This window comes from Stenotrophomonas sp. GD04054 (assembly GCF_029836955.1).
Lineage (GTDB): Bacteria > Pseudomonadota > Gammaproteobacteria > Xanthomonadales > Xanthomonadaceae > Stenotrophomonas > Stenotrophomonas maltophilia_A.
On sequence record NZ_JAOECR010000084.1, the window covers coordinates 1 to 12,474 of the forward strand.

The following is a 12,474-nucleotide window of genomic DNA, read 5'->3' on the forward strand; positions in this document are numbered from 1 at the left end:
ATCTCTTGACCTCAACCAATGTTGAGGTGCGATAACAGTCTCCCCACGGTCAGCCCCCTTGGCCTTCCCCACGGAGATTGCTTCGATGTCGTACTCGCTTCCCCCGCTCCCCTATGCCTATGACGCCCTCGAGCCGCATTTCGATGCGCGCACGATGGAAATCCATCACAGCAAGCACCACCAGACCTACGTCAACAACCTCAATGCCGCCATCGAGCAGGCCGGCATCGCCGAGCAGCCGGTCGAGGCGCTGATCGCCAACCTCGATGCAGTGCCCGAGGCGCAGCGTGGCGCAGTCCGCAACAACGGCGGTGGCCACGCCAACCACAGCCTGTTCTGGACCGTGCTCAGCGCCAATGGCGGCACGCCCGATGATGAGCTGGCCGCCGCCATCGACCGCGATCTGGGTGGCTTCGATGCCTTCAAGGAGGCCTTCACCAAGGCCGCGCAGACCCGCTTCGGCAGTGGCTGGGCCTGGCTGACCAGCGATCGCGACGGCCGCCTGAAGGTTGAAAGCAGCGCCAACCAGGACAGCCCGCTGATGGGTGCAACGGTCGGCCTGTCCGGCAATACCCCGATCCTCGCACTGGACGTCTGGGAACACGCCTACTACCTGCACTACCAGAACCGCCGCCCGGACTACATCGGTGCGTTCTTCAACATCATCAACTGGGCCGAGGTCGGCCGGCGCTACCGCCAGGCCCGGGCCTCATGAGCGGCGAGACACTGCCGTACGCCGGGCCGTGGGCGGGGGTCTTCCCCGCCCCGGCCCCGGTGCCGTCGGTCGAGATGCCGCCGCGTGCCCTGCGGCGGCTGCTCGGCCACTTTCCTACCGGCGTGGCCATCGTCTGCGCGCGCGATGCGCAGGGCAAGCCGGTCGGCCTGACCATCAACTCATTCGTGCCGGTGTCATTGCAGCCGCCACTGGTGCTGTGGAACCTGGCGTTGCACGCGCAGAGCCTGTCCACCTTCCAGCGCGCCACCCGCTTTGCGATCAGCGTGCTGGCGGCCGACCAGGAAGCACTGGCCCGGCGCTTTGCCGATCCGCAGGTACGCAACCGCTTCGACGGCCTCGCATTGCTGGATGACGACGAGGACGCCCCGCCACGCATCGCGGGCGCGGTAGCGCATCTCACCTGCACCCGCCATGCGCAGTGGCCGGTGGGCGATCACCTGCTGCTGGCCGGCCGCATCATCGAAGTGCACGAGAACGGCGGCGCGCCACTGCTGTTCCATCGCGGCCGCTTCCAGCCGGGACCGGCCGAGCTGCTGGTGGAGGTGCGCTGATGAACATCGAGGCTCTGGAATGCATGCTCGCCAGCGGCAAGGACGGCGCGCTGCTGCGCTTCGGCCTGGGCAAGGGCTGGCTGGATGCCGGCAACCCGGTGCGCGCGGCAACCCATCTGGGCCGTTGCGTGGTCCTTGATCCGCAGTATTCGGCGGCGTGGAAGCTGCTGGGCAAGGCCTGGCTGGCCAGTGGCCAGCCGCAGGCGGCGCGCGAAGCGTGGCAACGCGGGCTGAGCGTGGCCGGCAGCAAGGGCGACCAGCAGGCACGCAAGGAAATGCAGGTATTCCTGCGTCGCCTGGACCGCGAACAGGCGGCCCTGGCGAAGGCGGGCTGAGTCGATCAGCCCGCGTTGGCCGATGCCGGTGCGGACATGATGTCCGACATCGGCAGGCGGCGCGGCTTGCTCGGGAACGCGTGGCGCAGGATGCGCCAGACCACCTGGCCGAACTGGCGCGGCAGCGAGCCGTTGTTGTAGTGCTGGCCGTAACGGCGGCAGATGTCCTTCACTTCCTTGGCGATGGCCGCATAGCGGTTGGCCGGCAGGTCCGGGTAGAAGTGGTGCTCGATCTGGTGGCTGAGGTTGCCCGACAGCACGTTGATCAGGAAACCGCCACTGATGTTCGACGAACCGCGCAGCTGGCGCAGGTACCAATGGCCGCGCGACTCATTGCGCAGGCACTCCTTCGGGAAGGTTTCCGATTCGGCGGTGAAGTGTCCGCAGAAGATGATCACATAGGTCCAGATGTTGCGCAGGCCGTTGGCCACCAGATTGCCCAGCATCACGGTGAGGAAGAACGGGCCGGCCAGCAGTGGGAAGAACACGTAGTCCTTCAGAACCTGGCGCAGCATCTTGCGCGCCACCGGGCGGGTCTGCATCCACATCGCACGGCCACTGATGCGGCCCTTCAGCCAACGGCCCAGGCGCAGGTCCTGCGCGGCCACGCCCCACTGGAACAGCAGCGCGAAGATCGGCGCGATGATCGGCTGCAGCAGGTAGAACGGCTTCCAGCGCTGTTCCGGGAAGATGCGCAGCAGGCCGTAGCCGATGTCATCGTCCATGCCACGCACGTTGGTGTAGGTGTGGTGGCGGAAATTGTGGGTCTTGCGCCAGTTGTCGGCGGTGGCAACGATGTCCCACTCGTAGGTGTTGCCGTTGAGCTTGGGGTCGCCGGTCCAGTCGAACTGGCCGTGCATGACGTTGTGGCCCAGCTCCATGTTCTCCAGGATCTTCGACAGCGCCAGCAGCAGCGTGCCGGTGATCGCGGCCGGCCACAGCAGCGGCATCCAGAACAGTGGCGAGAACGCCGCCAGGAACAGCAGGCCACGGCCACCCACGCCGAACCAGCGCACGGCGGCGGCCACGCGGCGGATGTAGCGGGTATCGGAGGCGCCGAGGCTGCCGATCACACGGTCGCGGATCGCGTCGAGTTCCTCACCGAAGGCATGCATCTCGGCAGTACTCAGGGCACGGTCGGTAGCGCGGGTCATGGCAGGCGTCCTCAGAGATCCAGGGTCAGGTCGGTGGTCGGTGCGCTCACGCAGATCCGCACCGGCTGTGCCGATTCGGACTGCAGGTCGCCGGTGCGCAGGTGGCGGGTGGCGCCACTGACGCGGTCACAGCTGCAGCTGTTGCAGATACCCATGCGGCAGCCGTGTTTGGGCTTGATGCCGTGGGCTTCGAGGCTCTCCAGCAGCGAGCGGCCCCGCGGCACGCTCAGCTGGCGGCCACTGCGCGCAAGCGTCAGCGACACCTCACCTTCGCTGCTGGCATCGCGCAGCGGCGCCGGCGGTGTGAACGCTTCGGCCTGGAAGCCGGCCACCTGGTGCGCCAGACGCTCGCGCGCAGCGGCAACGAAGCCGTCCGGGCCGCAGGCCAGCACATGGCGCTGCGCCAGAGGCGTGTCATCGCCGGCCACCAGCAGGTCGTGGCGATCGATACGCGCAGCCGGCACCTCACCCTCGCGGGTGGTCAGCAGGTGCACGCGCAGGTTCGGATGCGCTGCGGCCAGCGCCTGCAGTTCATCACGGAACTGCAGATGGGCAGCGGTGCGCTCCCAGTAGAACAGGTCCACCGGCGCCGCCAGCGGACGCTGGCAGGTGTCGCGCAGCAGGCTGCGCATCGGCGTGATGCCACTGCCGGCCGCCAGCAGCAGCACTGGCGCCGCGGCCGGCATATGGAATTCGCCGAAGGCGGCATCGAGGCGGAACAGTTCGCCCGGCTGCGCATGATTGACCAGATGCTGGCTGACCCGGCCGCCATCGACCGCCTTGACGGTGATCGCCAGCTCGCGCCGACCCAGTGTGGTGGGGCTGTAGCTGCGCTGCCACAGGCGCCCTTCAATCTCGACGCCGAGGGTGACGTGCTGGCCAGCGCGCATGCCGGCCCAGTGCCGGTTGGTGCGCAGGACCAGGGTCGCCGCGCCCTCGCCGGCCGGCTCGCGCCGGACCAGGCGGGCCACCGGCTCGCGCAGGGTCCACAGGGGATTGAGCTGGCCCGCCCAGAAATCGAACAGCGACGGCGAGACCCAGCGGTATGGAGAGAACAGGGACGGACGGACGACAGCGCTCATGGGCGCACTATACGGGCGCACATACACCTGTGTATACATGTGTATATTGAACCGGATTGGGTATGATTCAGCCTCGCCCCACCGGAACCCCCATGGCCGCCGCCACCGCTTTGTCGACGCCCGAAGATGCCAACAGCCCGGCCCGCCGTACGGTGAGCCGCGAGGATCTGCTGGCAGCCGCCCTGAAACTGATCGGGCCGCACCGCAGCCTGTCCACGCTCAGCCTGCGCGAAGTGGCGCGTGAGGCCGGCATCGCGCCGAACAGCTTCTACCGGCAGTTCCGCGACATGGACGAACTGGCCGTGGCGCTCATCGATGCGGCCGGCCGCTCGCTGCGCACCATCATCGGCGAGGCCCGGCAGCGCGCCACCTCCACCGCCACCAGCGTGGTGCGGGTCTCGGTGGAGACCTTCATGGAGCAGCTGCGCGCCGACGACAAGCTGCTGCACGTGCTGCTGCGCGAGGGCGCGGTCGGCTCGGACGACTTCAAGCATGCGGTCGAACGCGAGCTGCACTATTTCGAGGAAGAGCTGCAGCACGACCTGGTGCGGCTGGCCGCACTGGATGGCGCCGTACTGCATGCCCCGGAACTGGTGGCCAAGGCCATCACCCGGCTGGTGTTCGCGATGGGTGCCACCGCCATGGACCTGCCACCGGAGAAGGATCCGGAGCTGGTTGAACAGATCTCCACGATGATCCGCATGATCATCGTGGGCGCCCGTACCCCCGCCGCGTTCCGCCGCGGCTGATCGAGGCCCCTGGGTCGGGCCCCTTTCCAGAGGAAAGGGCTCTGACCCGCCTCAGCTCCATGAAGCCCGCCACGCAGCGCCACGGCGCCGATGAACTGTGGCCGCTGTCACGGATTTAGATTGCAGATGCGCAGCTTGAGCATCCTGCACGCGCCATTCACTGCGCTCTCACGCACGCTGAATTATTCAGACCACGCGCTCCATTCAGTTTGGTGAGTTATTGAACGGGGTTTGAATCCGGCAAGTGCCGCTGCAGTCGTTTCAGATTAATTGCATGGCCCAGGCAAGACCCGATCCGCACAGTGCCGCCTCCGGTCCTGCGGACGCGGGTCCACCCCAATGAGCTTCAAGGAGAAACACCCATGCGCATGATGCAGTTCACGTCGAAGTTTCCTTCCACGCTTGTCCGATCACGGCTGGCACTTGCACTCGCCGGGCTGATTCTCGTGCCCTCCATGGAGGCCGCGGCCGTTGATCTGACCAACGGCGCGTCCGCTACGGTCGTTCCGGGCCATGTATGGGTCGGGCAGAACTTCACGCTCCGTGGCAATTCGCAGCTGACCGTCGACGGCACTCGAGTCGGCTCAGTAAATTCGCAGGATTCGACACTCACCCTCAGCAACGCATCCACCGGCCAGGTCACGTTGACGGATTCCGTCGGCGACATCCGAGGCAGCACGCTGGTCGGCCTGAACACCAGTGCACTACTGTCCAACCCGGCATCGGCGCGCACAGTCATCGCCATTTCAAACAGCCGCGTCGAAAGTCCTTTCACGGCTTCGCGCATTTCGGGCGGCGGAACCATCCGTGCCTCATCGACGGCCTTTGCTGGCAATGTGCACGGCGTCGAGATGCTGGCGGGCATTCTGGAGCTGCGCAGCGGTTCTTCTGTTGTCGGCGCGCAGGATGGCATCTACAGCCGACTCAACGCCGGCGGCCAACCCACCATGGGCCCGGATGGGTGGTACGTACTTGTCGATGGCTCCTCCGTGGAAGGAACCGCTGGCGCAGCGCTCAGCGCCCAAGCCGGAGGCTCAGCTCCGCAGGTCAACCGCTTCATCGTGCAGAACGGCGCCACGCTGAAGGGTGGCAACGGCAACCTCCTGCAGGCCAATGCAGGTGCCCGGTTCGACTTTAGCGGCCGAACTTCCACGCTGGCCGGTAACTTCACCATCGCCGATACCGCCACCGGCACGCTGCGCTTCCTTGACGGCCTCGACCTCACCGGCCGCATCCTCGGCCCGGCCGACGTCATCGTCGACCAGGGCGGCCGCTGGACGCTGTCCGGCGACAGCAACACCGGCAACCTTACCCTGGGTGCAGGCAGCAATATCTTCCTCGGTGCCGCGGGTACGGCGGCCTATCCGCAGCTGACCGTCAACGGCAACTACACCGGCAATGGCGGCACCCTGCACTTCAACACGGTACTGGCCGGCGACGACGCGGCAAGCTCGCGCGTGCATGTCACCGGCAATACCAGCGGCACCACCCAGGTCACCGTCAACAACATTGCCGGCGCTGGCGCACAAACCGTCAATGGCATTCCGTTGATGCAGGTGGACGGTGCCAGCAATGGTCACCTCGCGCTGCAGGGCCGTGCCATCGGCGGCATGTACGAGTATTTCCTGCGCAAGGGCACTCCGGGCGCGACTAACGGCAACTGGTACCTGACCTCGGCCTACACCGGCAATCCGTGCGACATCAATCCGGCGCTGCCGGAGTGCCAGAGCACTGGTCCGGTGGATCCGGTCGATCCTGTTGACCCGATCGATCCGGTCGATCCGGTGGATCCGGTCAATCCCGTCGATCCGGTCCCCGTGCTGCGTCCGGAGCCGGGCGCGTACCTGGCCAACCAGGCCGCGGCCGTGCAGATGTTCCAGCTGCGCCGCCACGACCGCGGCGAGCCCGGCTTCGACCGCGCCCGCATCGGCACCTGGGTGCGCGCCGGGCGTGACCAGCTGCAGGCGAACGTGGCCGGCCAGGTTGACGCCCGTACCCACATCAACACCCTGCAGCTGGGCAGCGATGTCTGGCGCTGGGGCGATGGCCGTGGCCAGGTCGGCGTGATGCTCGGCACCGGCGAGGCAACCACGCAGGCGGTGTCGACGCTGAGCGGCTATGGCACGCGCGGCAAGGTCAAGGGCAAGTCGGCCGGTGTCTACCTGGGCTGGGTGCAGGATGCACAGAGCAGTGCCGGCCTGTATGTGGACGGCTGGCTGCAGGCGGCACGCTTCGACAACGAGGTGCAGGGCGAAGGCATCGCCCGCGAGACCTACGATTCCAGGACCCGCAGTGCGTCGCTGGAAGCCGGATATGCCTGGGCCATCCGCAGCAGTGAGGCCAGCACGCTGTACCTGCAGCCGCAGGCGCAGCTGACCTGGACCGACTACGACGGTGACAGCCTGGTCGAAAACAATGGCACTACGGTCGAGGATGGTCGCGGCGGCGGCCTCAACAGCCGCCTCGGCGTACGCCTGTTTGGCCAGGGCACGCTGCAGGGCAACCGCGTGCAGCCCTTCCTTGCGGCGAACTGGCTGCGTGGCGAGCGCGATGAGGCCATGCGCTTCAACAGTGAGTCGTTGAGCGCGAAGACGCCGGAGAACCGCTACGAAGTGCAGGCTGGTGCCCAGCTGCAGCTGGGCCAGCGCTGGAGCGCATGGGGTGACCTGCGTGTGCAGCGTGGCGACAGCGGCTATCGCAACCACGGTGCCCAGGTCGGCCTGCGCGCCGCCTGGTAAGCCCCTCGCCGCCCCGGGGCCAGACCGGGGCGGCGTTCCTCGATTTCGATCGCACCCTGCCGGGCATGACATCCGGCAGGGTTCTGGCGTTGATTTGTAATGTTATAACACTGTCGTCCTCGATGTTCTGATCCTGCTTCCGGCTTCGTGATTGCACGGACTTATTTATATAGCCGTTGCTATATCTATGACCCTCTGCTTTCATATGCGTCAGCCAGGTCGCCCTCGCCGCCTTTCCTCTCCCAAGGACGACGCCTTCATGCCCGTTTCCAGACCCTTTTCCCGCCGGCTGCCTCTGGCTGCCGCCATCGCCCTGACCCTGCCGTTGCCCGTGTTGGCAGCCACACCAAAGCCGACCGAGCTGGACCGTGTGCAGGTCAAGGTCAGCACTGCCACCCGCAGCGAACGACTGCTGTCCGATGTCCCGATCCGCACCGAAGTGCTGCGCAAGGAAGACATCGCGCTGCGCGCGGCCACTGACTTCTCGCGTGCCGCAGAGCTGATCAACGGCCTGCGCGTGGAAAGCAACTGCCAGAACTGCAACACCAGCGAGGTACAGCTGCTGGGCCTGCCCGGCGCCTACAACCAGCTGTTGTTCGATGGCATCCCGCTACTGTCCACGCTGGGCAGCGTGTACGGCCTGGAACAGATTCCGGCTGGGTTCGTCGACCGCATCGAAGTGGTCAAGGGTGGCGGTTCGGCGCTGTACGGCCCGGGCGCGGTGGCCGGTGTGATCAACCTGATCCCGCCACTGCCGGCGCGCAGCGGTGGCCATGTGCAGGCCGGCGTGGATGTGCTGAAAGGCACGCCGCAGAAGAATGCCGATGTGCGCCTCGACCTGGTGGCCAAGGACGCCGATGCAGGGCTGTCGGTGATTGCCCAGCGCAACTGGAACAGCGGCATCGACTACAACGGTGACGGCTACACCGAGATCACCCGCAAGAACCTCAAGGTCGGCGGGCTGCAGGCCTGGTATGCGCCCACGCCGGGCATGCGGCTGCGCCTGGACCTGCAGGTGACCGATGAAACCCGCCGCGGCGGCAACCGCCTGGACCAGCCCGAATACCTGGCCAACATCGCCGAATCGCTGGATACGAAGTACCGCCGAGGCAGCGTGTCGTGGGATCAGGAGATCAATGCCGACGTCGATTTCCGCCTGGCCTATGCCTTCGCCGACATCGACCGTGACAGCTTCTATGGCGGCCTGGGCGACGTGGTCACCGATCCGTCTGCGCCCGGCTATGACCCGTCGCAGCTGGACCCGAACGTGGCCGGCAGCGCGGCCTCGCGGTCGTGGCGCCAGTACGGCCGCACCCACAACCCGCTGCACTACATCGACAGCCAGTTGAACTGGCGCTTGGGCGCGCATGCGCTGGCCTTCGGTGTGCAGTACAAGCACGAGGCGCTGCGCGACGACAACCGCACCGGTGACGGCCAGCGGCTGGCAGTGCTGGAGGACGCTACCTTCCACAACCTGGGCGCCTTCATCCAGGACGAGTGGAGCCTGCGCGACAACGTCGACCTGGTGCTGGGTGCGCGCGTGGACAAGAGCTCGGAGCTGGACAGCGCGGTGTTCTCGCCACGCATCGCGTTGGCCTGGCAGGCCACGCCCAACCTGAAGTGGCGCGCCGGCATTGCCACCGGCTTCCGTGCCCCAGAGATCTTCGTTGAGGATGTGCATGTCGATACGCTGGGTGGCGAACAGGTGCGCGTGCGCAACACCGACGGCCTGAAGGAAGAGCGCGCGTTGACCACCCTGTTCGGCTTCGACTGGCGCTCGGACCCGGCCAATCCGGTGTGGAGCTGGGATGCCACCGCCTCGTATGCGCGCATCCGCGACACCTTCGCACTGGGCGAGATCCAGCGCGGCGATGACGGACAGCTCAGTCAGCTGCGCTACAACGCGTCCGGTTCCAACGTGCTGGGCGCGGAAACCAACCTCGGCTGGCAGCCGTCGCCGCAGTGGCGCCTGACCGCGGGTGCCTCGTGGTACCGCTCGCGTTTCCGCGAACCGCAGCGCATCTTCGACGACACCGGCGACGGCGGCGACACCGTGATCGAAAGCCGGGACTACCTGAAGACCCCACGCTGGACCGGCCTGGCCCAGCTCAGCTGGATGCCGGCCGAGCCGTGGGAGACCTTCGTCGCGCTGCGCCACACCGGGCCGATGTCGGTGCTGAACAACCGGCTGGGCGAACTGCACCGCACGCGTTCATTCCTGGTGACCGATCTGGGTGCGCGCTGGCACCGTCACCTGGGCGCGCAGGCGCAGCAGGAAGTGTCGGTGGCCGCAGGCGTCAAGAACGTGTTCGACCAGCGCCAGAAGGATCTGGAAGTGGGCGCGCTGCGGGACAGCGACTATGTCTATGGGCCGCGCTTCGCGCGCTCGTGGTACGTCAACCTGCGCTATGCGTTCTGATCCACTACGAGCGTTGTTGCTGGCCTGTGCCGTCCTGCTGGCCGCACCGGCGATGGCTGCGGACCTGCACGCGCAGGTCTCGGCCTCGCTGATGCGGCCGGAACAGCGCTCGCTGCGGCCGATGCAATGGTCATCGCCACCGAAGCTGGTGGCGTTGTACTTCGGCGCCGACTGGTGCGCGCCCTGCCATGCCTTCGTACCCACACTGCGCAGCGTGCGTGACGCATTGCGCGAGGCCGGCGCCGATACCGAAGTGGTGTACGTCAGCCTGGATGAGAGCGAGGCCGCGCTGCGCCGCTACATGCACGCGCAGGAGATGCCGTGGCCGGTGCTGGACCCGCGCCGCGCCGCGCTCATGCCGGCACTGCAGGCATTGGCCGGGCTGGCACCGCCGAATCTGGTGCTGATCGATGCAGACGGGAATGTACTTGCCAATGGCTGGCACGGGCGCCGCTATGAAGGCCTGCAGCCTGTGTTGAAGGAATGGACGAAACGGGCGTGCGCGCAGCAGCAGGCCCATTGTCCGCCCGATCTGTAGAGTCGAGCCACGCTCGACTCATTCCATCACCGCGCGAACAGCCGCCGGGCATGGCCCGGCGCTACCGTTACGGCGCCTCGCCCTCGGCCTTGCGCACAAACGCTTCGAACAACGCCAGCGTCTGCTCGCTTACATGGTGCTCGATACCCTCGGCATCGCGCCGCGCGGTATCCGCGTCCACGCCCAGCGCCAGCAGGAAACGCTCCACGGTCTGATGCCGCTGGCGGCTGGCATGCGCCAGCGCCTCGCCTTCCGGGGTCAGGAACACGCCGCGGTACGGCCGCTGTACCACCCAGCCATCCCGGGCCAGTCGCCGCAGCATCTTCGCCACGGTGGGCTGGGCTACGCCCAGGCGGGTGGCGATGTCGACCTGGCGGGCCTCGCCGCCGTCGGCCAGCAGATCCGAAATCAGTTCGACATAGTCCTCCACCAGCTCCATCCGGTGCGCCTCGCGCACTTGCCGGAAGCTCTCGACCTGGCGCTCGGCCTCGATCAAGGGGGTGCTTTTCAGCGATGTCGAATCGTCGGTCTTGCCCACGCCTGCGCCTGTCCTTCCGGTTGTTCCGGTGTTGAACCTGAATTCTGGACCAGTAACGCGATAAAGACGATTGTTTCACATTGCTAATGACTATAGCAGGAGCTATATTCGGAGCCATGAACACCCTGGCATCCCGCGACCCCTCGGCCTCCACCCCGGCCAGCCTGGGTGCGCTCAACGCCTCGGTGGCGGTGCCCGACAAGGGCCACTGGTGGTTCCGCCTGCTGGCATTCCTCGGCCCGGGCTACATGATTTCGGTCGGCTACATGGACCCGGGCAACTGGGCCACCGACCTCGCCGGTGGTTCGCGCTTCGGTTACCTGCTGCTGTCGGTCATCCTCATCTCCAACCTGATGGCGGTGATCCTGCAGGCGCTGTCGGCGCGGCTCGGCATCGCTACCGGCATGGACCTGGCCCAGGCCTGCCGTGCCCGCTACCCGAAGCCGGTGAACCTGGCGTTATGGGCGCTGTGCGAGGCGGCGATCATCGCCTGCGACCTGGCCGAGGTGATCGGCACCGCGATCGCGCTGAAGCTGCTGTTCGACCTGCCGTTGCTGTGGGGCGCGGTGATCACTGCCCTGGACACGGTGCTGGTGCTGCTGCTGATGAACCGCGGTTTCCGTGCGCTGGAAGCCTTCGTGATCGCATTGCTGATGGTGATCTTCGGCTGCTTCATGGTGCAGATCGCGCTGGCCGCACCGCCGGTGATGGAAGTGCTGGGCGGGTTCATTCCGCGCGCGCAGGTGGTAACTGATCCGCACGCGCTGTACATCGCCATCGGCATCATTGGTGCCACGGTGATGCCGCACAATCTCTATCTGCACTCGTCCATCGTGCAGACCCGTGCCTATCCGCGCACCGATGAAGGCCGACGCAGCGCGCTGCGCTGGGCAGTGACCGACAGCACCCTTGCACTGACCCTGGCACTGTTCATCAACGCCAGCATCCTGATCCTGGCGGCGGCGGTGTTCCATGCCAATGGCCGATTTGATGTGGAAGACATCGAGCAGGCGCACCAGCTGCTGGCGCCGATGCTGGGCGTGGGCGCCGCTGCGACGCTGTTTGCAATTGCGCTGCTGGCCTCGGGCCTGAACTCGACGGTGACCGCCACGCTGGCCGGGCAGATCGTGATGGAAGGCTTCCTGCACCTGCGTCTGCCGCCGTGGCTGCGGCGGCTGATCACGCGGGCGCTGGCGATCATTCCGGTGGTGGTGGTGATCATGCTGTTCGGCGACCAGGGCGCGGTAAAGCTGCTGGTGCTGAGCCAGGTGGTGCTGTCGATGCAGTTGCCGTTCGCGATCATCCCGCTGGTGCGGATCGTGACCGACAAAGTGACGATGGGCGCGCTGGTGGCCCCGCGCTGGCTGGGCCGCATCGCCTGGGTGATCGCACTGGTGATCGTGGCGTTGAACGTGAAGCTGCTGGTGGATACCTTCAGCGGCCAGTAGATCCACGCCATGCGTGGATGCCTTTGTAGAGTCGAGCCATGCTCGACTCATCGCACACCGCGCGCAAAGCAGTCGAGCATGGCTCGACTCTACAGAAAGCAAATCCCGCCAGCAGATCCACGCCATGCGTGGATGCCCTTATAGAGTCGAGCCATGCTCGACTCATTCCATCACCGCGCGAACAGC

The 12,474-nt window shown here is 66.5% G+C and carries 12 protein-coding genes; 8 read left to right on the forward strand and 4 right to left on the reverse strand.

Annotation, left to right across the window (positions count from 1 at the left end; translation table 11 throughout):
• Window positions 1-85: 85 nt before the first annotated feature.
• The 3 genes from N7573_RS21685 to N7573_RS21695 are packed head-to-tail and all read left to right on the forward strand — an operon-like array spanning window position 86 to window position 1,622.
• Window positions 86-715, forward strand: coding sequence for a superoxide dismutase (locus N7573_RS21685; RefSeq protein WP_049462787.1), 630 nt, complete (start codon window positions 86-88; stop codon window positions 713-715).
• Window positions 712-1,287 (forward strand): flavin reductase family protein, encoded by a 576-nt coding sequence (locus tag N7573_RS21690; protein ID WP_121503492.1) that lies wholly within the window; start codon window positions 712-714, stop codon window positions 1,285-1,287. Before N7573_RS21685 ends, N7573_RS21690 begins: the two co-directional genes overlap by 4 nt.
• Window positions 1,287-1,622, forward strand: a complete 336-nt coding sequence (locus N7573_RS21695; RefSeq protein WP_008267331.1) for a tetratricopeptide repeat protein — start codon at window positions 1,287-1,289, stop codon at window positions 1,620-1,622. Before N7573_RS21690 ends, N7573_RS21695 begins: the two co-directional genes overlap by 1 nt.
• Before the next feature lie 5 nt (window positions 1,623-1,627).
• On the opposite strand, the gene N7573_RS21700 is transcribed toward N7573_RS21695, so the two are convergent.
• Together N7573_RS21700 and N7573_RS21705 are read right to left on the reverse strand one after the other, a co-directional pair.
• Window positions 1,628-2,776: an acyl-CoA desaturase gene (locus N7573_RS21700; protein WP_088026244.1), complete on the reverse strand. Its 1,149-nt coding sequence runs from the start codon at window positions 2,774-2,776 to the stop codon at window positions 1,628-1,630.
• Between the two features lie 11 nt (window positions 2,777-2,787).
• Window positions 2,788-3,858 (reverse strand): ferredoxin reductase, encoded by a 1,071-nt coding sequence (locus N7573_RS21705; protein WP_279913480.1) that lies wholly within the window; start codon window positions 3,856-3,858, stop codon window positions 2,788-2,790.
• Between the two features lie 92 nt (window positions 3,859-3,950).
• Between N7573_RS21705 and fabR the strand changes: the two genes are divergently transcribed.
• Window positions 3,951-4,607, forward strand: a complete 657-nt coding sequence (gene fabR, locus N7573_RS21710) for an HTH-type transcriptional repressor FabR (RefSeq protein ID WP_005409961.1) — start codon at window positions 3,951-3,953, stop codon at window positions 4,605-4,607.
• Window positions 4,608-4,953: 346 nt separating this feature from the next.
• Here fabR and N7573_RS21715 read toward each other — a convergent pair whose 3' ends face one another.
• Window positions 4,954-5,472, reverse strand: a complete 519-nt coding sequence (locus N7573_RS21715) for a hypothetical protein (RefSeq protein ID WP_279913481.1) — start codon at window positions 5,470-5,472, stop codon at window positions 4,954-4,956.
• Between N7573_RS21715 and N7573_RS21720 the strand changes: the two genes are divergently transcribed.
• The 3 genes from N7573_RS21720 to N7573_RS21730 all read left to right on the forward strand — a co-directional run bounded on the left by N7573_RS21720 (window position 5,459) and on the right by N7573_RS21730 (window position 10,302).
• Window positions 5,459-7,345: an autotransporter outer membrane beta-barrel domain-containing protein gene (locus N7573_RS21720; protein WP_279913482.1), complete on the forward strand. Its 1,887-nt coding sequence runs from the start codon at window positions 5,459-5,461 to the stop codon at window positions 7,343-7,345. The genes N7573_RS21715 and N7573_RS21720 overlap by 14 nt on opposite strands.
• Window positions 7,346-7,604: 259 nt before the next feature.
• Window positions 7,605-9,764: a TonB-dependent receptor gene (locus N7573_RS21725; RefSeq protein ID WP_279913483.1), complete on the forward strand. Its 2,160-nt coding sequence runs from the start codon at window positions 7,605-7,607 to the stop codon at window positions 9,762-9,764.
• The gene (locus N7573_RS21730; protein WP_279913484.1) at window positions 9,754-10,302 is read left to right on the forward strand and encodes a thioredoxin-like domain-containing protein; all 549 of its coding nucleotides are present in this window, start codon (window positions 9,754-9,756) and stop codon (window positions 10,300-10,302) included. The genes N7573_RS21725 and N7573_RS21730 overlap by 11 nt, the downstream gene beginning before the upstream one ends.
• A 67-nt stretch (window positions 10,303-10,369) precedes the next feature.
• Here N7573_RS21730 and mntR read toward each other — a convergent pair whose 3' ends face one another.
• Window positions 10,370-10,840 carry a manganese-binding transcriptional regulator MntR gene (gene mntR / locus N7573_RS21735; protein ID WP_014647435.1) on the reverse strand — a complete coding sequence of 157 codons (471 nt, stop codon included), beginning with the start codon at window positions 10,838-10,840 and terminating at the stop codon, window positions 10,370-10,372.
• A 116-nt stretch (window positions 10,841-10,956) separates the two neighbouring features.
• Here mntR and N7573_RS21740 point away from each other — a divergent pair, with 116 nt between their 5' ends.
• On the forward strand, window positions 10,957-12,288 hold the full coding sequence (locus tag N7573_RS21740) for an Nramp family divalent metal transporter (RefSeq protein WP_279913485.1): 1,332 nt from the start codon (window positions 10,957-10,959) through the stop codon (window positions 12,286-12,288).
• The last annotated feature ends 186 nt before the right edge of the window (window positions 12,289-12,474 follow it).

Excerpts from the sequence above, each read along its gene's own strand:
- N7573_RS21685 (WP_049462787.1), top strand. The coding sequence starts at position 86 with ATGTCGTACTCGCTTCCCCCGCTCCCCTATGCCTATGACGCCCTCGAG.
- N7573_RS21690 (WP_121503492.1), top strand. The coding sequence starts at position 712 with ATGAGCGGCGAGACACTGCCGTACGCCGGGCCGTGGGCGGGGGTCTTC.
- N7573_RS21695 (WP_008267331.1), top strand. The coding sequence starts at position 1,287 with ATGAACATCGAGGCTCTGGAATGCATGCTCGCCAGCGGCAAGGACGGC.
- N7573_RS21700 (WP_088026244.1), bottom strand. The coding sequence starts at position 2,776 with ATGACCCGCGCTACCGACCGTGCCCTGAGTACTGCCGAGATGCATGCC.
- N7573_RS21705 (WP_279913480.1), bottom strand. The coding sequence starts at position 3,858 with ATGAGCGCTGTCGTCCGTCCGTCCCTGTTCTCTCCATACCGCTGGGTC.
- fabR (WP_005409961.1), top strand. The coding sequence starts at position 3,951 with ATGGCCGCCGCCACCGCTTTGTCGACGCCCGAAGATGCCAACAGCCCG.
- N7573_RS21720 (WP_279913482.1), top strand. The coding sequence starts at position 5,459 with ATGCTGGCGGGCATTCTGGAGCTGCGCAGCGGTTCTTCTGTTGTCGGC.
- N7573_RS21715 (WP_279913481.1), bottom strand. The coding sequence starts at position 5,472 with ATGCCCGCCAGCATCTCGACGCCGTGCACATTGCCAGCAAAGGCCGTC.
- N7573_RS21725 (WP_279913483.1), top strand. The coding sequence starts at position 7,605 with ATGCCCGTTTCCAGACCCTTTTCCCGCCGGCTGCCTCTGGCTGCCGCC.
- N7573_RS21730 (WP_279913484.1), top strand. The coding sequence starts at position 9,754 with ATGCGTTCTGATCCACTACGAGCGTTGTTGCTGGCCTGTGCCGTCCTG.
- N7573_RS21740 (WP_279913485.1), top strand. The coding sequence starts at position 10,957 with ATGAACACCCTGGCATCCCGCGACCCCTCGGCCTCCACCCCGGCCAGC.